The organism is Tenacibaculum jejuense (assembly GCF_900198195.1).
In the GTDB taxonomy this organism is placed as follows: domain Bacteria; phylum Bacteroidota; class Bacteroidia; order Flavobacteriales; family Flavobacteriaceae; genus Polaribacter; species Polaribacter jejuensis.
Map to the genome: position 1 here is coordinate 3,666,206 of NZ_LT899436.1, position 22,798 is coordinate 3,689,003.

At 30.6% G+C, this 22,798-nt stretch carries 20 protein-coding genes; 4 read left to right on the forward strand and 16 right to left on the reverse strand.

All coding sequences use genetic code 11. From position 1 onward, the window contains the following. The 16 genes from AQ1685_RS15960 to AQ1685_RS16035 form a co-directional block, all read right to left on the reverse strand. The gene (locus AQ1685_RS15960) at window positions 1-2,409 is read right to left on the reverse strand and encodes a hypothetical protein (RefSeq protein WP_095073810.1); all 2,409 of its coding nucleotides are present in this window, start codon (window positions 2,407-2,409) and stop codon (window positions 1-3) included. Window positions 2,410-2,412: 3 nt separating this feature from the next. After that, window positions 2,413-3,681, reverse strand: a complete 1,269-nt coding sequence (locus AQ1685_RS15965; RefSeq protein ID WP_095073812.1) for a hypothetical protein — start codon at window positions 3,679-3,681, stop codon at window positions 2,413-2,415. Between the two features lie 18 nt (window positions 3,682-3,699). After that, window positions 3,700-7,836 (reverse strand): baseplate J/gp47 family protein, encoded by a 4,137-nt coding sequence (locus AQ1685_RS15970; RefSeq protein WP_095073814.1) that lies wholly within the window; start codon window positions 7,834-7,836, stop codon window positions 3,700-3,702. A gap of 17 nt (window positions 7,837-7,853) precedes the next feature. Beyond that, window positions 7,854-8,288, reverse strand: coding sequence for a hypothetical protein (locus AQ1685_RS15975; protein ID WP_095073816.1), 435 nt, complete (start codon window positions 8,286-8,288; stop codon window positions 7,854-7,856). Window positions 8,289-8,299: 11 nt separating this feature from the next. Continuing rightward, entirely contained in the window at window positions 8,300-8,707 is a 408-nt protein-coding gene (locus AQ1685_RS15980; RefSeq protein WP_095073818.1) for a GPW/gp25 family protein, read from the reverse strand. A gap of 12 nt (window positions 8,708-8,719) precedes the next feature. Beyond that, a complete protein-coding gene (gene vgrG, locus AQ1685_RS15985; protein ID WP_095073820.1) occupies window positions 8,720-10,369 on the reverse strand; it encodes a type VI secretion system tip protein VgrG in 1,650 nt (549 codons plus the stop codon). 1 nt (window position 10,370) lies between these two features. Continuing rightward, window positions 10,371-11,066, reverse strand: coding sequence for a CIS tube protein (locus AQ1685_RS15990; RefSeq protein WP_095073822.1), 696 nt, complete (start codon window positions 11,064-11,066; stop codon window positions 10,371-10,373). A 1-nt stretch (window position 11,067) separates the two neighbouring features. Next, on the reverse strand, window positions 11,068-11,229 hold the full coding sequence (locus AQ1685_RS15995; protein ID WP_157730259.1) for a DUF5908 family protein: 162 nt from the start codon (window positions 11,227-11,229) through the stop codon (window positions 11,068-11,070). Window positions 11,230-11,231: 2 nt separating this feature from the next. Next, a complete protein-coding gene (locus tag AQ1685_RS16000; RefSeq protein ID WP_197697485.1) occupies window positions 11,232-11,747 on the reverse strand; it encodes a phage tail protein in 516 nt (171 codons plus the stop codon). 2 nt (window positions 11,748-11,749) lie between these two features. Then, window positions 11,750-12,199 carry a phage tail protein gene (locus AQ1685_RS16005; RefSeq protein ID WP_095073824.1) on the reverse strand — a complete coding sequence of 150 codons (450 nt, stop codon included), beginning with the start codon at window positions 12,197-12,199 and terminating at the stop codon, window positions 11,750-11,752. Between the two features lie 102 nt (window positions 12,200-12,301). Beyond that, the gene (locus AQ1685_RS16010; protein ID WP_095073826.1) at window positions 12,302-12,775 is read right to left on the reverse strand and encodes a phage tail protein; all 474 of its coding nucleotides are present in this window, start codon (window positions 12,773-12,775) and stop codon (window positions 12,302-12,304) included. Window positions 12,776-12,795: 20 nt separating this feature from the next. Further along, window positions 12,796-14,439, reverse strand: a complete 1,644-nt coding sequence (locus tag AQ1685_RS16015) for a phage tail sheath family protein (protein WP_095073828.1) — start codon at window positions 14,437-14,439, stop codon at window positions 12,796-12,798. Window positions 14,440-14,474: 35 nt separating this feature from the next. Continuing rightward, entirely contained in the window at window positions 14,475-15,194 is a 720-nt protein-coding gene (locus AQ1685_RS16020) for a hypothetical protein (protein WP_095073829.1), read from the reverse strand. A gap of 14 nt (window positions 15,195-15,208) precedes the next feature. Next, window positions 15,209-15,790 carry a DUF4255 domain-containing protein gene (locus tag AQ1685_RS16025; protein WP_095073831.1) on the reverse strand — a complete coding sequence of 194 codons (582 nt, stop codon included), beginning with the start codon at window positions 15,788-15,790 and terminating at the stop codon, window positions 15,209-15,211. Window positions 15,791-15,885: 95 nt separating this feature from the next. Then, a complete protein-coding gene (locus AQ1685_RS16030; RefSeq protein WP_095073832.1) occupies window positions 15,886-17,589 on the reverse strand; it encodes an alpha/beta fold hydrolase in 1,704 nt (567 codons plus the stop codon). A gap of 153 nt (window positions 17,590-17,742) precedes the next feature. After that, window positions 17,743-18,867 (reverse strand): LytR/AlgR family response regulator transcription factor, encoded by a 1,125-nt coding sequence (locus AQ1685_RS16035; RefSeq protein ID WP_095073834.1) that lies wholly within the window; start codon window positions 18,865-18,867, stop codon window positions 17,743-17,745. A gap of 236 nt (window positions 18,868-19,103) precedes the next feature. Here AQ1685_RS16035 and AQ1685_RS16040 point away from each other — a divergent pair, with 236 nt between their 5' ends. From AQ1685_RS16040 to AQ1685_RS16055, 4 genes are read left to right on the forward strand one after another with little or no spacing between them, the layout of a single operon-like run. Further along, entirely contained in the window at window positions 19,104-19,820 is a 717-nt protein-coding gene (locus tag AQ1685_RS16040; protein WP_095073836.1) for a DUF3667 domain-containing protein, read from the forward strand. 5 nt (window positions 19,821-19,825) lie between these two features. Further along, window positions 19,826-21,310, forward strand: a complete 1,485-nt coding sequence (locus AQ1685_RS16045) for a S10 family peptidase (RefSeq protein ID WP_095073837.1) — start codon at window positions 19,826-19,828, stop codon at window positions 21,308-21,310. A 56-nt stretch (window positions 21,311-21,366) separates the two neighbouring features. After that, entirely contained in the window at window positions 21,367-21,918 is a 552-nt protein-coding gene (locus AQ1685_RS16050; protein WP_095073839.1) for a CPBP family intramembrane glutamic endopeptidase, read from the forward strand. Window positions 21,919-21,925: 7 nt separating this feature from the next. Continuing rightward, entirely contained in the window at window positions 21,926-22,690 is a 765-nt protein-coding gene (locus AQ1685_RS16055; protein ID WP_095073841.1) for a TIGR02757 family protein, read from the forward strand. Window positions 22,691-22,798 lie beyond the last annotated feature (108 nt).

Below are 22,798 nucleotides of genomic sequence, written 5' to 3' on the forward strand. Positions count from 1 at the left end.
TTAAATAACAGCTATAAACTTTTGATATTCATTCTTGAAATCACGCATTTCTTCAGTAGACAACCACTTAAAATGTGTTGTGATATGCACTGGTGTTTCTTCTCGAATTGTAGTTGTTACAAAATCTCTGAATGTTTGATCTTGAAACTTTTTCTCATCATTGGGTAATATAAAGGTTACCTGTAATGTATATTGATCTGATATTGTTTTTGATATTTTAAAACGAGGTTTGGTCTGTTCTTCTCCAATAAAAGAGTGCTCAATTTCAAAACCTTGGTTGGTTACACTTTTCACAAAATGTTTCCCATCGTAAAATGTGGATCCAAGAATAGTAATTTCATCTCCTTTTTCAACTTGATATTTTGTATTGCAAAATGTAGTTCCTGTTGCTGTAGTTTCAAAAGATGTTATCGAATTTGTTAAAACATGAATACGTAAATCTGCATCTGTTCTTCTCCAAGATAACTTCGGATTTTCTGTAATAATTTCCGTATTCATCTCTCCTTCTATCTCAAAAGAATCTGCTGTAGTTTTTATTACTTTAAAATCTCCTAGAAATTGCTGATTATCAAAAATGGCAACAAACATTCCAGTGACTAACCCATGATTAGATCCAAAAATTTTGAACTGTTCTTCTATTAAGTCGAACTGTTCTACATCGTGAATCTTGTAATAATTATCTACAGTAGTTTTATCTGATTTTTTTGGTCGTAATAAAATATGTTCTACCATATATATATTTTCAGTAGTAGCTAAACCTAACTTTTGAAGAATTCTAAACTCCAAGCCTGATTTATTTGAACTTTCTAAAGTACTTTTAGTGTAATCAAAGGCTTTTCCTCGTTCTGCACTTATTTTAGGATAGTTATTCAAAAAAGCGATTTTGTCTTGAATTAGTTTTCTTTCTTTCTCTAAAACATCTTCACTTTCTCGTTGTAAAACCATTCCATACGCTTTAAATGTTTCACTGTAACGCGCTAATAAGTGATTTAAAAAAGTGTGTTTTTGTTGAATTTCTTCTAGAGGATCTAATGTTTCTCCGCTAACATAAGCTTCATAACCATCTATGTTTTCATCTTGAATAAGGTTTTCTAATCCTGGCACTGTTCCCAATAAAGTTTGGTTGAACTTTGTAGTAGTACTTTCTGGATTTATACCAACTAATTGATAAAAATTAGCTATTTGCGCACAGTAATTCGTTAAAACCTGATCAAACAAAGTAAGATAACCTGTTAACTGTTTTGACTGACCTTGTCTCCTTTTTGATGCAGAACTAGGTAATCCTGTATTGCCTATTCCATAATTAGCGGGAAACTCATTTTGAATACTGTAATAATTTTCTATTTCTTGATTTTCTCCTTTTTGAATTGCAATGTCTTTCTCATTGAAACGCAATACCTTTTTACTTGTAAATGATTTTACTTTCTGATTATAAAGCGCTAAAATTCTTTCTTTATTAGTAGAAACTATTAAACCATTGACACGAAATGCTAAACCTTCTAAAGTAGCAATTACATCTAAACTTGGTGTTTTTGTTTCATCTAAAGGAAACACCCAATTTTTAACTGTATTTGTTCCAGAAGCTATAGTGAAATTCTGTATGGTTATTACATTTGTAATATCCATAACTACTTTAAAAATATCTGAAGTATGAATCTCTAATTTTCTTAATCTTTTGATTAATTCTTCATCTGTTATAAAACCATGTGCTAAAGTTGGACCATCAAAAATTTCTTCAACCGACTTTCCATTTTTTTGTAACTCTTGTAAAGAATGAAATGTAATTCCAGGTGATAAATGCCAATGTAAACTGTATAAAACATCTGCTATTAGTTCATTAATATTTTCTGTTGCATCAGAAATTTCTATAACTCCAGAAAATCTAATCTTTTGCTTATCAAGTAATCTTATTTCCTCAAAATCTTCACACAGTCCTCTATTTTTATGTAATTTTTCTGTGATACGTTGTACTAAATTACTTCCTACATCTTCTAGGTCATCTTTCTCTACAAGAACTGTATATAAACCTTTTATTGTTGTGTCTTGTTCACTCGATACTCTTTCGATCCAAGCATTTCTAACACCAACAGTATCTATAATTAATTTTCTGAAATCTGATAAGGTTACGGGACTAGTTGTTAATATAGTTGCAGGACTGTATAATCCTTGATATGCAACATCTTGACTTCCTAATAAGTCTTGCATGTCATGATCTAATCGGTAAGCAATATCAGTAATTGCATAACAAATTTGCTCTAAAATGGTAATTCCTGGATCATGCGTATTATGATCTGTCCACATATTTCCGCTTAACTCTTGAATGATTTGTATTGCTTCTTCTTTAAGAAAATCAAAACTCAATGCAGAATCTTTCGATACTACTTTAGGTATGGTAATCGCAGTATTCATAAACTATAATTTGATGATATATGCTAATACAAAAAACGGTGGTCTGTTTTCATGAGGTTGGTCCTTTCCAGTATTTTGCAGGTTTGCCTTTCCTGATAAAATTTCAATCCCTGTTTGTTTACTTTGTATAGTTCCATAATCATTTAACGCAAATTCCCTTCCTGCACCTTTATTATTATCCATAGTATCGGTTGTATCCTTACCAGTATATCTAGCTAAAACGTTAAAGTTTTTACCATCTCTATTATGATTATGATTATGTCCTGGATCATTAATATTATGATCATGACCTGAATCTTCATGCGTATGCGCTGGTAATTCTTGTACTGTTAACTGTACCTCTGATAATCCTCCTGTCTTTTTAGCCTGATTGTATTCAGGATTTTCTGCATCGAATCCTACTATAAATCTACCTCGTAAATCTGGTGTTTCGTTAGTTCCATCACACAATGCCCAACCTTCTGGAATTGTTTCTACTGAACCCGACCACATTGAAATTATTCCTTTAGGTAATCTATTGTCTACATAAGTTTTTACTGCTTTCTGTGAAGGAATTATACTATCGCTAGGATCACTGTCTTTCTCTTTTAAGATTGGACTGCCTGAAAGATTATCCATTTTAATATTTCCAGCGATTTGTACTTGATCTGCTTTTATTTTTAAATTATTCTTTTCAGCCGTTATGTTTACAGACTTCGTATTGGTTTTATCTTCTAAATTTTGAAACTCAATTGTGTTAGCTCTAAGTTTCATATTCTTATCTGCTACACCGTTTTGAATGGTAATAGCTCCATTTCCGTTTTCTTGACCTACTTCAAAAATTTGAGTATGTTTTTTAGAATGATCGATTACTGACAACAATGAGGTTTCACCCGCTCCTTGGATAGTTAATTTTGCTGTTGGTTCAATAGTTCCTAATCCAATATTTCCTTTTCCTGATTGTATGAATAATCTACTCTCTCCTGTAGTATCTTTAATATTAAAACCTTTTTTACTTGTTTCTGGTTCATCAGCATCTACACGTGGATTTAGATTCAATGACCAATCTGGCTCTTCTTGGTCGAAATTGGGGTATAGATGTAAAATCTCTTGTGATCCTACTGTTGTTCCTTCAGATGCTATTGCTATAGGTTCACCTCCACGTTTCACGATGCCATCATCTACCTGATTTATTGTACCTTCTATAAAATCGGAAAATTGGCGTTCTGTTGGTAAAGCTTCTGCTATGAAATATTGTTTGAGTTCTGTTCTATTTTTTTTATTGATTTCCATATTCCTTTTATTTCGTTTTTATTCTTCTGTTTTTAACAAGTCTTTGGCAACTGTAAAATCTCTTTCTACAATCATATAATTGATACCACGTTGTGTGCCTTCAACATAATCAGTTCCATCTACAATGTCTATAACATGAATTTCATCACTAACAATTACCATATCAGGTTCATTAGGAATTACTATATTTTCACCATTATTAACACTGGTAACATCTACAAGTGACTGATTTCCTACACTTTGAAACATTTTTAACTTTGCTACAAAATCAACATAAGGCCTTTCTGCAATAAAATTGATGAGTTTTCCAGCATCTAGAGTACCGCCAAGTCGAATATGTTCTGTTTCTCCATAAGCCCATGGTGATAAAAACTGCTTGATTTCATTTATTAATTTTGATTGATAAAAAATCTCATCATAACCAGCACAAAACTTTACTGAGCATCGTGTAGAAACTTTTAAATACGTTGGATTTTTTACGTGAATACTTGCATATGCTGGCGCATGCTTTTCTACAACTTGATGTATTCGCTCTAAAACATCAGCTCCTACTTTAGGTTGAAAAGGATTAAAAGGCAAACTTTTCCTAATATCTGGAACTACTGTAATATTTACTTTTCCTAAAGTTTTTATATCAGGTAAACACTTTACTTTATACACTTCTGGAAAGCGATCTAAAATCATGTGTTCGTAATCCCACATGGTTAACGCTCTATTTTTATGTCGTAATCGTTTACTAATTCGATAATTAAAATCTGTTAACGCTTCAGCTGGTCTTCCTTGACTAGATGTAAAAGGTTGAGATATGGTTTCTATCTCTGGAATAAATGCTTGAGTTTCTTGAATACTTTCTGATTGTAAAGGTTTCTGAAAATGAGAACTTGCAACTACTGTATTAGAAAGTACTGCATTTACTACTTGACTTTTAACAGCAATAATATCTGATACTCCATCAATATGAATTGAAACACTAACTTTTAACCAATGCAATTCATTAGATAATAGCGTATTTCCTTTAGTAGCGTCCGCTGGAAGTTGAACACGAATAATTCCTGTATTTAATAATCCATTAGTAGTATCAGAAATAATTGCTTTACTTTCTAAAGGAATCCAAATATCTTCCTTTAAATAGCTCCATTTTAACTCTGGTCTTTCAACATCAGGATTTGCACTTCCTTCAGCCATTTGAAATAAAACACTGACAGTTTGGGATGGAATTATATTAGATAGTCCTATTAACAAAGAACCATTATCTTGATAATCGGGAAGTAAACTCAAATGTTCTTTTGAAGTTAACTCTTTATAACCAAAAGGATGAATATGACTTAATTTGTTTTCTTCTGAAACAAGTTTACAATTTGTTAAAATATTAGTTTCTGCAGTATATCCGATACTTATTTTTTTCAACTTAGGTAAATATGGAGGATTCAATACAAGTCCTTGAATTTCTTTTGATCCAAATGCTTGTTGAATTAATAATTGGTTGTATAGTTGATGTTGAAAATCGATAGGGTCTAATTCCAATCTAAAATAACGTTTCCAGTCTGTAATTTCTGAGTTCGAAAACTCATTGCTACTTTTAAAACGATATACATAACCCGGTCTCGTTTCTTTCAATAATTCAGGAATATTCTGAATCGCTATTTTATTATCCGCTGTAAATAATGATAGTTCATCTGTAACTGGAATTTCACTTGATTCATCATGAAGAAAAAGTTTTATTTTAAAATCTGAATTTGAAGTAATTGGTATTTGATCTACAGAAGGTGTTAAACTGTTTTCACTTACTTTCCAGTAATTTTCGTAATGAGTTGTAAAACTTTCAGGCTGATTTCCCCAGTTTGTTTCTATTTGTAAACTCTGTATCGGCTTTTGAGATATTTCTTCATGACCAAAATAAAAGTTACTTCCCACTTCTGGAAGTCCTCCAAAAAGTTCAAAAGTTTTTTTATTATTCAATGTAGTCTGATCATTTTGAATCATGACATTTTTCATTCCATCAACTGATACTCGTAACTTAATATCACTGAACGTTAATGCCATTAATTCTTGAAAAATAGCAACACCATTTTCGTTTTCGTATGCAAGTACAACATCTTGATTTACTAAAAAAAGTAGGGTTGGCGTAGTTGCATTTACAAAATTAGTAGCTTCAGAATTCGTAGTAACCGGAGGTTCATCTTCAGAAAGTATTAGCTCTAAATTTAGCCCAATTTGTAAATCGTTTTTAGTAAACATAAAAGGCTCTTTTACCTCTCCTGGCAACTGCCCAATGTAAACTACAGACATTGCTAAACTAGAATCATGAGGAAAATCTAAAATTTGATAGATCTCGTTACGAATGTTTACTATATACTTATCTATGTTCTCTTCTTCTTTGATAAATACGACACCAGGTTCATAAAAATCAACGATTAAAGGATCTTCTTTAACTACTTTAAAATCATTTATTAAAACTCTTTCTGCATCTGGTTTAACATCATATGATATACTATATTCAGTAGCTCTTTTAGATTGAAACCATGTTTCTTCTCCACTAAATTGTATATTGAAAAATCCTTTTTTTAATAATTTTTCTAGTTGTTTTCCGTCTCCTAGTTCTTCTGAGAACTGAAAATTTAAAAAAATCTTTCGTTTTCCTTCCTTAAGAAATAATAATGGAGAACTTATAGCAAAACCTAAGTTAGCTATTTCTGGTTCTTTAGTTGTTCCAGATATACTTCCGAATATTTTAAACTGCTTACTTTCTTCTGAAGTATTGTGAAGACTAGTTGCTAACTTTGTTATATCTTCTGCTCCATAAATCATTTTTATTTTCTCTACACTTGGAGGTGATATAATAATACTTCTAAATCTTCTTTCTGATTGTTCTAATATCTGATAATATCTTTTTGAAACTTCAACAGTGGGGTCTTTTTCCGTAGATGTTTCAATGATAAATACAAAATCTTCTACGGTTAATAATAATTCATCTGTAATGTAATCTTTTGCTTTTTGACTTTTTATTGCATCTTTAAGATCTTCATATACTAAAGAAAAAGTTACTATTTTACCATTATACAATGGTAATTTATCTCCTGAATTAGGGAAACCAAAAATATGTTTGGTTAGCTGATTAAAATCGCTTTCTTCTTGGATTTTATGCAAATCATCTGCTCTATTTTTTTTAATTTTATCGATATAAGCAGTGGTTAACAACTCATATGTTTTGTCCCAATTTGCAGTAGTGTGATTTTTTTCAGTTTCGTGTTTTTCAATAATATATATGAAGTCTTCGACACGTAAAAAAAGTTCACTCACTACATAGTTTTCCGCCAGAGAGTTTCCTTCTTTTACTAGTTTGCATAAGTTTTCCCAATCTGTAGCTATTGTTGAAAATGTTGGTAATTCGTCTCCCGGATTATTTACTCCTAAGGCTAATTCAAACATTTTTAGTAATCCTTTATCAGGATCTTCTACCGCATTCATATGTGCTTTCTGAATGGTAATTTCCTGCTTATCTACAAAAACACTTTGTAGTGATGCTACTTTAGCTTGATTGAGTATTGTGTTTTCTGTTGCTTTGTATTGTAATTCATTTCCATCTTCGTCTTCACCAGCCAAAAAAACGGTACCTGCTTCAATTTCTAAAGCTTCTGTATTTTCTGTTAGTTCTACCAATATATTAACAACATCTGGTATAGCTTTCTGGGGAACTAATTGTAAACATTTCTTAAAATAAAAATCTAAATGTTGTCCTGTTAAGCTGTTCATTTTATTTCTAATATGATCTAACAGCTTTAAAAAAGTTAAGAAAAGAACGGTATGTGGTTGCGTTAATTTTTCTAATGTATTGGTATCATTTTTAAAATGATCTGGATTATTAATGTACGTAGCTAATTGCTTTGCCCATTGTTTTCGTAAAGCTTTTTTTCCTGTTTCTGAAGCCTTAAAATATGTTTCACTATCTTCAATTAGAAAAGATTCCCAAGTAGACACAGGTGTGTTTTCATGATTAAAGAAAAGTAATTCTTTAGCAATTTTCTGAGCTTCAGAAATTAAAGATTCTACAGTGCTATTATCTATTGCTAAGTTCGATGTGTTTAGGCTACTCAGATTATCTTTATATTTACTAGCACCATCTCTTAATAACACAAATTTTTCTATACTGTTCATTCTTAATACTGTAATGATTAAATTGCTTTTATAGTGGTATTACTTGCTATAAATCTTCCTGTACCATTATAAAATGGAGTTGTGTCTAAAACAGGAGCACTTCCTGGTACAGTTAGTTTTGCAGGAGACATTACTTCAAACTTTGATCTAAACACCATTCCCGCTAATAACAAAGGTTTATTTCCACTGGAACTTTTACTTGTATTTTGGTTAGAGTTTAACGAATCTATCTTTAAATTGCCGATACCTGCTTCAGGAAAACTTGGTGTAGTGTAGGTACATTGAGCAACAACTACTTTTAGCTCATCTCCCTGAATACATACTTTTTTTCCTTTTATTTTTGTTTTTCCCGAGGCTTTTATTTCTCCTGGTTTAACAGCAACAATAGCCATTCCTTGTAATGGATTAAATTGTACTGTATCTCCATCTATAATTATATTATCTGTTGGCATTGTTTTAAATTTTAATTAAATACTTCATTGATATAAAAAGGAAAAACATAATTAAATCGATTATTCGTCATTCGTACTTTGTAGTTGATGTGAATATCTAATATTCCATTAGTAGCATCTCGTAATTCTACGCTAATGTTTTCTACTTCTATTCTGGGTTCATGATTTAAAATTGCATTTGAAATCGTATTCTTCATATCACTAATAAGACCTGCTGTTACATGCTCAAAAAGAAGATCTCTTAAATTACATCCATAATCTGAATGCATAACTCGTTCTTTAAGCGAAGTAGATAGTATAATCTGTAAACTTTGTTTTATATCTTCTTCTCCAGAAACTAAGGCTACAGTTGCTCCTCCATCAAAAAACTCTGGGGGAAAAGACCAACCAGTTCCTAAAAATTTATTTTCATTACTCATAATCTTTCATTTTTATAAAAGCTCTACAGAACTCCCTTTTATATTTACTGTTCCAGAAGCATCTAAACTGAAGTTTCCATCACAAAAAATGGTACAATCTTTTGTACTGGAAATAGCAACACCTTTTGAATTCATTTCTACTCGATTCCCATTAGTATCAGATACTGCTATTGCACCTTCTTTTTCATTAATAACTATACTGTTATTTGCAGAAGTTGCTATAGTTATTTGTTCTTCGAATTCATCTAAAAGAAATTTATACCCTGCAGTAGAAATAATAGCTTTGGAACTTTTATGGTTTTTAAAATCTAATGGAGGAATGTTTACTGGACTATATAAAGACCCTATTACAACTGCCTGTCTTGGATCATCATTTAAAAAACCAACAAGTACCTCATCTCCAATTTCTGGAATAGAAAATGTTCCTCTTTTGCTCCCTGCATCTAGAGTTGCTAGACGCGCCCAGATTGTATTTTGCTCAGTTCCGAAAGCTGGTATGTACACTGCCACTCTGAAAAGATTATTTGGGTCTTCTTTTGTTGTTTTTATTACTCCAACTTGTAACCCATTTACTCCTGGTAATAATCCTCCTGCAATAGGTGCTGTAACCTGTGTTTGATCTGTAAACCAACAAGAATTTGATCCGATTTGTATGTAAGTACTCCATCCTTCAATAGTAACTCCATGCCTAATTCCAGAAATAATACTTAAACCAGAAAAAGCCTTTCCTACTTCTTTAATTTCTAATGTATCTCCAACAGCATAGGTAGTTGTTCCTGGTACCTTTAGCCAACCTTGTATTAAAGAAAACTTATTTTTAAACTCTTGTGCTTCTGACCATTTTTTTAACTCATCTGGTTGTATATGTCCAGAATACATGAGTTTTTTTTCAGTTATTCCTAAGGCATCTTTATCAATATTAATTACTGATTTATGCTCAAAAAAATTATTTTTTAAACTTATTTGAGGTTTGGTAACATCTTGCTTAGACATGTCCCAACCTACAGCTTCAACCTTTGTATACTGTTGTTCTCCACTAATTTGTAGATCAAGATCATATATTTCATTTGAACCTAATTCTATGTGTTTTGAACTCTTCAGAATTTTAGGTTGAAAAACAGCTATAGAACCATTTTCTACTTGTACTACTTTAGCATTAGCTTCTGCTCTTGACAATAAAAAATCCCAATCTGTTGTGTAATGTTGAATCATTTGAACATGAGTAACCTGCGTGTCCTCTATTCTACTTTTTTTCAACTGATTTTTTTGAAGTAATCGTTTAAAAATTGTGCTGTCTGTTGTGTTCAGATATACTTCATTTTCTCTACTTGCATGCATGCGAATGGCTACATCACTTAGTTCTACTGTTAATATAGAACCTCCACTATTTAAAGTAACTACCTTATTTATGATAACACCAGAAAAGATATTATTATCTTGTTTTCCTTCGTGTTTTACAGCAATACGGAGTTCCTTTCCGATGTCAAAAAAAGGATCATCTAGTATTTGAAATTCTTTTTTAGCTATGTTTCCGTCAATAAACTTCAGCTCTGCTGTAGGTATTTTATTAAATTCTTTATTAACATCAATAGATAGTAATTGATACCTATGGTTCATTACTTTACTATTTACATCTGTTATGGTAGCTGTAATTGCTGGCATTTTATTTTGCTATTGGTGGGAAATAAATTCTTTGTCCTTGTTTTAAATCTCTAAAATTTTTGAGCTTGTTTACTTTTGCTACTTCAATGTAATATGCTGGAGATCCATAAATTTTCTCGCATAACAATGGAAGTTTATCATGTGCTCCCATTATTCTGTAATGTGTAAGATCTGGAGAGCTTTTATTTTCCTCTTTTAAACGTTCTGCAGTTTCTAAATCTCCAAAAAATACGGTATCTAACTCTGCTCTTAATGGAATTCCGCTAGCATCAAACTGTGTGTAATTAACATTAACCGAAGCTAAACGACATTTAAAATGAAGATCTCCCCACTGTAATTTTAAAGGTCTAGGTTCATGAATATCTCCATCCATGAGCGTAGTCATTTTTAAAAATTCTTGTACTTTTTTATTGACGTCATTTTTACTTGAATTAAAAAGTGTTACGATGCCAAAATCCTGAACATTATTTCCATCTAAAATGAGCTTTAACTTTAACTCTTTGGGTTTACTAATTACATAATTAGCTTCTCTTCCTGAGGTATTAATCCCTTGTTTCGTTTCATATACATTTTTATAAAAAAGCGTATACGACGTCGGATTAAACATTGCTGTGAATTCTTCAGGAATATCTGTTCTCGTTGAGGTTTTATAACTCTTTATTTTTAGCTTTTCAAGTTGAAAAAAATTAAATTCCATATTACCTACGCTTTTGTCTTTTTAAAACCTTTAATACCTCTTGAACACATTCTTGTATGATTGCAGTTGAAACGTTTCGCTCCTCTACCGATGTCATGTTTTCTTCTTTTTTTTCTTCAGAAATAATTGCACGAATTACTAGTTCTTTAATCTCAACAGGCATACTTATAATCTTATGGATTGAAATCTACTATAGGCCAATTCCATAGTGTCTATTAAAACAGAATTTGACGTTGCATCTAAATCTGAAACAGACCATTTTACTGGATAAGCTTTAAGAAAAAGCCAAGATGCAGCCGGAATTCCTTGATCGTTCTTAAATAAAGTGATTAGAACATTTGATGGTGTAAATTGAAATCTAGAAAATGTATTATTAAACTCTAAGTTAAGTGGAGACAATAATTCTGTTGGACTTACTCTACTTACACTTGGACTTACCACTCCTCTTTCTAGGATTAAATTGTTATAATTGATCTGATTAGGCAAGTGATGTCTATGTAAATTTTGTCCTCCTTCTGAAATTGTTTCTAATTGTACTTCAGTATTTATACCTCTTACTTTTTGAAATCTAAAATCAATTGGATTGGGTATTACTCCTCCTGCAAAAAATGTGACCCCAAATCGATGTGATAACACTGGATTAGGATCCATAAAATCTTTAAAACTTTCTAATGCTTCCATATTTATTGATGATAAATAACCTTTAAATCATGTGCTACTAACGTTAAATTTTCTATAGCGATATCATTTGTATTTGCATTGAATGAAGGAGCTTCTAATCCTATTGGTAATGCTCGGTATACTTCCCAACTTACTATAGGAACCTCTTCTTGATCGCATAAATCTATTCGAATGTTTTTTTTGTCTTCTGATAACATCCAATCATGAAAAAGACTTCGTTGTTGGACAACGCCTCGTTTTAAATTCAAACGAATAGGTTGGCGTTGTCCTTTTATTATTTTATATCCCATTAACCAACTGAAACCGTGTTTATAAATGACTTCTTCATGCTTAATTTCTAATCCTGAAATCTCTGAAAAAGACATTCCTTCACTGACATCATCTATAGTTACTTTGTAATTATATACTGGTAATGGATAGTTTTCAATAATATGCTGCTTTGTTAGCGCCATAAGTAGTGTACTTTTTATGATGGTTAAACCTTCTTTTATAAATTGTTTTCATGATGTAAAAACAATTTGTTTATCAGTTAATCACATCCTATTTTCAAGCCCTTATACTTCTTCCATAAATACTCTTGAAGCCATTAAATCCATAGATTCTACAGCAACCTCATTAGCATCTGCACTAAAACTTGGCGCAGAAAGTTTAGTTGGAAAAGCATCTACTACTTTCCAGCTTACAACAGTTGCTCCTGTTTCATCTAAAAGATGTACCATGATATCTTTTTTATCTGTTTGATTTATAGCTGTACTATTAATCCAATCGTATAGTGCAGGAATGCTCTTTCCTTTTACATATCCTTTTTTTAAAGCAATATTTACTGGCTGAATTTGTCCGGGCATATACATAATGTTTGGCCCTACTTTTCCACTTTCTGAATAACTTTCTTTATAAGTTATCGTTTCAAAAGAAACTTCTAATCCTGAAACCTCAGAAAAGCTAATTGAAGTTCCGTCTATATCTACCCTATAATTGTAAGTTACTAATGGATAATCTGCTTTTATCTGTGCTCTTGTTAATGCCATTTTTTAATTTTTTAGTTTGTTTATACTTCTTGTAGTTTGTGCGAAAATCTAAGGATGATAAATTCTGCTGGACGTGCTGCAGCAATCCCTATTTCTACAATCATTTTCCCATCTAAAACATCTTGCTGAGTCATTGTTTTTCCTAAACCTACATTAACAAAATATGCTTGTTCTTCTGTAGATCCTACTAACCCTCCTTGTTGCCAAATACCATATAAAAAACTCTCAATCATGGCTTTAACCTTTAACCAAGTTGCTGGAGTATTAGGTTCAAAAACTGCAAAATATGAAGCATTTTTAGTCGACTCTTCAATCATATTAAATAGCCTTCTTACTGGAACATAGCGCCATTCGTTATCATTTCCTGCTAGTGTTCTAGCTCCCCAAACTAAAGTTCCTTTGCCCGCAAAACTTCGAATTGCATTTACAGACTTTCCTTCTTTTTCTACATTTAGTTTTTCTTGCGCAGCAGCACTAATTTTCCTAACCGGTCCTGTAATTGCGTTCAAACTAATATTAGCTGGAGCTTTCCAAACACCTCTTTCTCTATCTGTAGTAGCATAAGCTCCAGCTACAGATGAACTTGGTGGAAGAATTACACGCATTTTATTAATTTCATTAACAATTTGGCTGTACATCGTAGTTCCTCTCTTACTTTCTAGAGTAAAACTTTGAGTATTGGAAGTACTTGTATCTAAATTTTTTCCTGAGTTTCCTGAAGTTTGAGTTACTAGAGTAGAATCATTTACTATTGTAATATTAAAACCTCCTTTATCTTCAAATGACGACCAAGCTTCTAAAACTTTACTAGCTTCAATTCCCTCATCAGGAATATTTGAAATCGTTAATAAATTTGCTGTAGAAATGGTGAATTCTAATTTATCTCCAGCACCTCCGTTGATTCTATATTTAGGTGTATCAGAATCTAAACCGTCATAACTAATTTGAATTCCTGTATGAACTGCGCTAAATTGTGTTACACCAGAAGATGAAACTTCTTGAGAAATTAAAACATCGATATCTGTATATTCATGATTTAATGATGTTTGTAAAAATGGTGTGTAAGCTGCACCATATTTTAAATTGTTGCTTCCTATTCCTGATCGAAACACAGAAGCATCTTCGTCGGCATGTTGGATATCAAAAATACAGAAGCGATCTTTTAAATCTTCGCATTGTAAAAGTGCTTGTTGGCAAACATTATGATAATCAATACTTGATAAATTTACTGCATCTCCCAATACTATTAATGTAGGTTCGTCTTCCTTACTCAATGTATTCAAACCATCAATAAAGTTTTTTGCTTCGTAAGTATCATCATATGAACCTACAGATATGATATAACAATCTCCACCTCCATTTTTAAAATACATATCTAATGCATAATACATTGTGTTTTTTGGAGATGTAACAGCTACAGAAGTGATATTATCATCTGAATCGAGTGCTACAGAAAAAGACGATGGAGCTGCTCCTCCAAATATTTCTTTATACTCTAAAAACGTTGTAATTCTTACTGCTGTATTTGATAAATCTGTTCTTGATTTACTTGCCTTTTCAGTATATCCGATAAAAGCTGGTATAGCAGTTGATACTCCTGCTACTGATGGCGGTAATACAGAAACTTCTTCTGTATATACATCTGGTGTTAAATAATTAGACATAGTGTTCGTTTTACTTTTTGAATTTTATTTCTGTTTTACATTATTTTTAATATGTGCACGCCTGAGGCATCTAATTTGGGGTTTGGTAAGTGTGAAACCAGCAACTCTTCATTCATCAATAATTTTATATCGCTAATAGGTTTTTCTCTAAGCGGAATGAGTTGGTTTGACTCAAAAACTTTTATTGTTGCTGTAGGATAATTACTTTGTAATGCTAAGACTTTAGCGTCTTCAAAATTTTCTTTTTCTTCAAAACTTAGTGCTGTATCTTTTGGAATAATTTTTAGTACACTACTATCAGATTTTGAAATAAAATAATACATCCATTTGTAGGCTTTTGTTGGAAAACTCGCTTTGAATGTATGATTGACTTTACTGAGATTGTTCGTATTGATATTTATAACAGCAATTACTTTTTGATCTTTTATATAAAGTTTTTCCTTTTTAGGATTACTTTCAAGTATTTCAGTTTTTGAAGTTCTATTTGAAAAAATTAAAATACTATCATCAGCTAATTCAGTTATCGTTCTAATTAAAGTTGATGTGGGTAATACATAAAAACTGAATATATTTTCGTCAATATGAATTCCTTCTTTGATTAGTAATTCAATAAATGAATTCGAATGTTTTAATACTAATTGTTCTTGCTGTAATAATTTTGTGGTTTCTTGAGTTGGTACTATTTTTATATCAAATCTTTGATCATGAAAATACTCGTGAAGCACATGAACCTTAAAAAGTGTTTTATATCTCATCTTACTTTTCCTTTTTAAAGTTTCTTTTGATTAGTTTTAATATCTATCTCTGCAAGCTCACTATCAGCGAAAGCTATACTTTCTTCATCTGCAAAAGACAATAAACGCACCTTATACAATACCGATGGTAAATATGAAGTATTTAAAGAATGCCAAACCTGGTTTTGTTCTTCTAAAGGAAGAGTAATTAGTTCTACAACTAATTTTTCAATATCTTCTTCAAAAAGTTCAGGTGAATTTTGTGGTGTGAAAACTCGATTTGCTTGAAAGAATTTTATCACATAAGAAAGTAGTTTTAATGCTTCGTTGTAATCTCTAAATTTAGATACGAACAGAATTAACAACTCTACTCGTATCTCTGGATTATGCTGTGTTTTAATTCCATTATTAACCACCCCTCTGTATGGATCGGCATTTCTAAACTTACGATCTTCAGATATGTTAATTAAAAAAGGAGTGATAACATTGTTTGTAAAACTTACAGGATCGTTATTACTACTATCTATAAATTTTATGTAATCATTATCAAACCCCGTTTTGATTCTGAAGTATTCGTTTAACTTATCTTTGAGTATATTTAAAGCGGTGTGAATCATTTCTTTTTACTTGATTGAAATCATTTTCTTTCAAGTGTAAAATTAAATGGATGATGACTGATTCACTTTCACAATTCCGAAGAATGCTGTCACTTTTACGACATCAAAAACTGAAGATTTACCATTTCACTATTCTTTTTATTTTGGAATGTTGTTGGATTAACACCAAACTCTTTTTTGAAACATCTGGTAAAATATGAAGGCGTTGAAAAACCAAATTTAAAAGCTACCTCTGCAATAGTGTAATCATTAGAAATTAGAGTTTCTTTGGCCTTCTTTAATCGTATTGAAGTTATTAATTGCGTAGGTGATTTTTTGGTTAGTTCTTTTATTTTCCTTTGTAATTGACGCTGACTTACGCCCATCGACTTACTCAATTTTTCAATACCAAAAGAATCATCTTCAATATGTTGATGAATAATTTTAAATATATCTCCTACAAAAGAATCAGAATTGAGCTTATGTAACGATAACTTTTCTTTTTTCAAATTTGGTTTTTGTGAAATTCTTTCAACCTTATAAAAAGTACAAATGTCTTGAGTATTTGTATTGAAAATAGAAGTTTCTTTAATGAATTCGAATGCTATTCCTGATAATAAATATTTAATTCCTTGAGATACCAAAACCTGGTTGATTCCTACTTTGCTTAAAATCAATTTTAAGTAATCTTTATCTTCTTTACATAAACTTACTTCTTCTTTTCTTAAAGCTTCCTTCATACATAACCCTATTCTTGATTGTATATTAGAACTCTTCAAGTTTTCTTGTAACGCTACAGCTCCTTTTACAGCTTTTCCAGAAACTTCAAAAGCTACAATAAAACTTTCTTCTCCACTACACACAATTGAACCACCATAATTTCTTACAATTTCATGTAAAAATTTATCTGTAGTATTTTTCTGTATACTTGATAAAAATTGACCAAAAACCAAAGTAATTAGACTTTTTTTAGGTTTGAAATCTGATTGATTTTTAGAAATAAAATTTTTCATCTCAAGTAATACTTCTTCTTTATTTCCCAACCAAAAAAGATGATCTGATCCTGTAAATTCTACAAATTTGGCGTTTTTTATATGCTCTGCTATAAATTTACCTTCAGCTATTTTCACATCAACATCATGAGTTCGCTGCATAATTAATGTTGGCACTTTAATATATTTTAGAATAGCAATAATGTTAACTTCTGTATTCATTTTGGTAAGTTTTAAAGCTGCTCTAGGACTAGCTCCATACCTAAAATAACTAATTAACCACGTCATAAACTCAATATCTTTAGCTTTTGATGGTGCTAAAATTTCAAGATCCATTTTTCCACTACACCAATTATTTTCAATCATATGATATAGTTTTTGACGTTCTTCATCGCTTGGTGCCCAAGGATAATTTTCAGATTGTTTCCTCTGTGCAAAAATTCCGAATGTAATTAAAGAAATTACACGATTAGGATATGTTGCACTAAATAACGCTGAAACACTTCCTCCTTCAGAATGACCAAATAGTACAGCTTTTTTTGATCCTACAGCATCCATTACTGCTGTAATATCTTCCATGCGTTCTTCTAAAGTAGAAAGTTCTACTACCCGATCTGAAAGTCCAGTTCCACGTTTATCAAAAAGGATAACTCTAAATGTTTTGCCTAGTTCTAAAAGAAACTCGACTAAATCTGGACAAGACCACATCCAATCTATATTGGATACCCAACCTGGAATATAAACGAGATCTATAGAACCAGATCCGAAAACCTGATACGCAATGTTAATATCTTGCGATTTTGTGTATTTTGTAATAGGAGGTGTCATGAATAATTTTTATTCAATAAACCTAGATAACTAATCTATGTATTACTAAAAATACTTGGTGAAGCTGAAAAAACAACCTTAAAAGTGAAAAATTAACGCTGTCTTTTATGATTCTAACTGCGAAATATTAATTCACTAAGAAAAAAATGATCTTTAAATATTCAACCATTTTTTAAATTCTGATGCTTTATTTTTCCCAATCAATATATCTGCGTCAGAATTAAGAATTAAAATTTTGAGTTGTGAATTACCATATTTAATTATCTTTTCAATATTTGTAATATGAACGATATACTGGCGATTCGCTCTAAAGAATAATGTAGCATCTAAATTTCCATAAATTTCATCTAAACTTGCATTACTTACAGTCTTTTTCCCATCCTTATCAACAACATAAGTTATTGAATTCTCTGTAAAAACATAAGCTATATCGCTAAAAAACACAGGAATTAACTCGTTTCCTTTATAAGTTAACAATCTATTTTTCTGATTTTCTGTTTGATTATCATTATGTACTTCAACTTTATCTGTCTGTTTTTCTTTTTGCTGTAGTGCTATCTTTTGTTGATAAGTAAATACACCCAGATTTAGTTTAGTTAGATTTATAATATCATTTTCTAAATCTAAATTTTTAGACTCCAGTTTTTTCTCGTAGAAACTCCCAACATATCGTACCGTAAAAAAGGAAATAATAATTACTAATACTCCCATTAATATAAAAATTGTGTACAAACGTCTTTTTAATTTTATTATTTGAGGTAATAGTTTATCTAAACTAATAATAGAAGCCAGTTTTAGTTCCGTATTTTTGATTGATTTCTCATATAAAACTTCGATAGTATTTATTGTTTCTTTATCGTAATTCAATCTATCATAATCCATCAACATATTATATATTTCACTTATTTCGGTTCCATGATTTATCATGTTTTGTAATTCCCTACTAACTGCTACTTCTTTGTTTACTTCATCAAATTGTGGGTGACAGACTAAAGTCCCCTCTTTATCAAAAACAGCAATATAAGTAGTACTTGTTTCCACCTCTTCTAAAACCTCTTGAATTCTCTTGGTAAATGTTATTTCATTAATACTATCTTTAGTTTTAGGAGCAATGAAATAAGCTAATTTTTTAACTTCACTTTTTCCAGTTTCAAGTTCAGATTCCAAAAATAAATTCACGCTGATTTTCACACTATAGTTTACTCCAATAGTGGCACTTAACATAACAGCCAAGGCTATTGAAACAAAAGTCAAAAAATAAAGCCTGTCTTTCCCCATTACATTTTCTAAATTTTGGTTGTTTTATTGTAGAATTTAATCAAAGAAAGAGAATACAATCGATTGGCACAAGTTTTATTTACTGTAGCTTTTTAATTCTATTTATTGAAATAATTATACTTTGTAAAATCAAGTCATTAAGTTATTTTAAATTCTTATTGCATTTTTATGATTCTAAAAACTAATCATATTTACTCTAAAACTTTTATTTAATTTTATCGGAAATATTAACATGTATGATTTGCATTTCATGTGGACACGATCATAATGAAAAATTTTGTCCAAATTGCGGGGAAAAAAGAGATGTACAAAAAATAACATTTCAGTCTTTATTGAAAACTTCTATCCATGGAATGATTGAAATGGACAAAGGTTTTTTATTGAACGTTAAAGAATTATTTCTTTCTCCTAAAACCATTATTGAAGAATACATACAAGGTAGAAGAAAAGGAATTTTTAATCCTCTATCTTATCTGATAATAATTACAACAGCATTTATAATTTTAGAAACATACTTAAAAGGTAATGGAGGTATTAAAGTATCTCCTTTAATAGAGCAAAATCATTTGTATAGTTTAAGTTATAAAACTGGAGCTTTTATTAGAAAATATTTAAAGTTTTTCTGGGTATTGTGTATCTTTCCCTATGCATTTTTTAATAGGTTATTTCTAAAAAAATATAATTTTTGGGAACATTTAGCCATAGCTGCATTTTCATTTGGACAAGCTAGTTTAATAGGATTAATAACTTTTATACTATTTAGAATAACTTTATTATTAAATCCTTTTGTATACCTTACTTTATTTCTTTTAAATTATAGTATTTTTTACGATAAGAAAAATAAAACCGAATCAATATTATTATTAATAACATCTATGCTCTTCTATTTAATTTCTTTTTTATCAATTATTGTAAGTTTAGCATACCTTATTAAACATTCACCAATCAACTAAATAAAATGAAAAAAATAACGCTATTATTTCTTTTAGTTTTTACACTAAAAATTTCTTCTCAAGATCATCGAATTCCAACAGATACTACTGTTGTAACATATCACAATGCGATGATCAATGGAAAAAAAATTACATATAAAGCGCAAACTGGAACACAACCAGTATTTGATGCGAATGGAGCTACAAAAGCTACTTTGTTTTATACTTATTATCAAAGAACAGATGTTACTCGAAGCGAAGATCGACCTTTAATTATGTCGTTTAATGGCGGACCAGGTTCGGCTTCGGTTTGGATGCACATTGCTTATACAGGTCCAAAAACGTTAAAAATTGATGATGAAGGAAACCCTATTCAACCTTATGGAATTAAAGATAATCCGTATTCAGTTTTAGATGTAGCTGACATTGTTTTTGTAAATCCAGTAAATACAGGATATTCAAGACCTGTAGTTAAGAAAGGTGAAAAAGTTGATAAAAAGTATTTTTTCGGAGTTAATGCTGACGCAAGATATTTAGCTGATTGGCTAAACACTTTTGTAACTAGAAATAATAAATGGAAAGCTCCGAAATACATTATTGGTGAAAGTTATGGTGGTACTAGAGTAATGCAATTGGCTTATGAATTACAAAGTAGACAATGGATGTATTTGAATGGGGTAATTATGGTTTCTCCTGCTGATTATAAAATTATTCGAACAGAAAGTTCAGAAGATTTTGCAATCAATTTTCCTTATTTCACCGCAGCTGCTTGGTATCATAAACAATTACCTCCCGCATTACAACAAAAAGATTTACTTGAAATTCTTCCAGAATCTGAAAATTTTGCAATCAACAAATTACTTCCTGCTTTAGCTAAAGGTGGTTTTATTGGAGAAACAGAAAAAAATTCAATTGCTGAACAAATGGCATACTATTCTGGCATTGATAAAAAAGTAATCCTTCAACAGAATTTAGAAATCCCTAATACTTATTTCTGGAAAGAATTATTAAGAAATTCTTCAAAAAAGACTATTGGAAGATTAGACAGTAGATATTTGGGTATCGACAGAAAAGAAACTGGTACGCGCCCAGATTATAGTCCTGAGCTAGTGTCTTGGTTACATTCATTTACACCTGCGATAAATTATTACACACAAAATATTTTAAAATTTAAAACAGACGTAAAATACAATATGTTTGGACCTGTACGTCCTTGGGATTTTTCTAACAATAATGCTCGAGAAAATTTAAGAAAAGCTATGGCTGAAAATCCATACTTACAACTTTTAGTACAATCTGGTTATTATGATGGAGCTACAACATATAGTGCTGCGAAATACACAATGGGTAAAATTGATCCTAGTGGAAAATTAAAAAACAGAATGTCTTTTAAAGGATATCGTAGCGGACATATGATGTATTTAAGAAAAGAGGATTTAAAGAAAGCCAACGACGATTTGAGAGCTTTTATTTTAAAAAGTTCAAAAAATATTGGTGCTGCAAAATATTAATGATCTGTAACTTTTTTTAGTTTCTTGATACTAATTGTGTATAAATTAATATAACCATGATAGAAACTTTTAAAGAATTAGTAGCGTATTTGAAAAACCCAGTTTTAGAAGAAGATCCAAACACAGATTTACAATATAGATTAAAAAAATTTGGTCATCTTTTTATTATTAGTGTTGTTTCTATTGGACTATTAACTCCAATTCTTGCTTTAATTGAAGCTTCTGGTCTTATAAACATGGATAATCATGCTGTTGTAGAAATGATGGAAAACCTTCCTAAAATTGCGGTTTTCTTCTTTGCAGCAGTGTTTGCTCCTTTAATTGAAGAAGTAATATTTAGAGGTCCTTTAACAATATTTAAAGAAAAAAAATCATTCAAGTTTGGTTTTTACATCTTTGCTATACTTTTTGGTTTAGTTCACATTACCAATTATACAATAACTACCAACGTGCTTTTATTATTACCTGTTTTGGTGGCGCCCCAAATTATTTTAGGCGGTTACTTAGGATTTATTAGAATTCGATTTGGTTTAGGTTGGAGTATTTTATTGCATGCTTGTTATAATGCTTTCTTTATTTCTCTTAGCTTTGCAGGTCTTTCAACGTAAATAATTCATGAATCAAAAAGAACTCAAAGATTTTTTAGACGAAAAAGCTGATTTTTATGAAAATTTAGATTTTATTAGCAGCGATCCAATACAAATTCCGCATTCATTCTCTTTAAAAGAAGATATTGAAATAGCAGGGTTTCTTTCTTCTATCATTGCTTGGGGAAATCGTACTATGATCATTAAAAATGCTAAACGTATGATGGATTTAATGGGGAATTCTCCTTACGACTTTGTTTTACATCATACAGAAGACCATCTTGATAAGTTTGAAGGATTTGTTCATAGAACTTTTAATGCAGATGATTTTAAATTCTTCATTAGATCTTTAAAAAATATTTACCAGAATCATAACGGATTAGAGGCAGTTTTACTTCCGGCTGAAAAAGCGGATAATTATCAATTAGCCATACATAATTTTAAAAAGATTTTTTTTGAAATACCACATTTACAGAGAACCGAAAAGCATATTTCAGATCCTGTAAAAGGTTCAGCAGCAAAACGTATTAACATGTTTTTACGCTGGATGGTTCGAGATAACAAGAAAGGCGTTGATTTTGGTATTTGGAAAACTCATCAAACCAAAAACTTACACTGTCCGCTAGATGTTCATACTGGAAATATTGCTAGAAAACTTGGTATTTTAACTCGCAAACAAAACGACTGGAAATCTATTCAAGAATTAGATCAAACGTTAAGACTTTTTGATCCTAATGATCCTGTCAAATATGATTTTTCACTCTTTGGTTTAGGAGTTTTTGAAAAATTCTAACTGATTTACCGTTCTTTTTTTAATTCTCAATTATATCTCAAATATATATTGCGTAGCTACTCTTTCATGCTAAAATTAAGCGATTATACATCTGACGATCTTATTCTT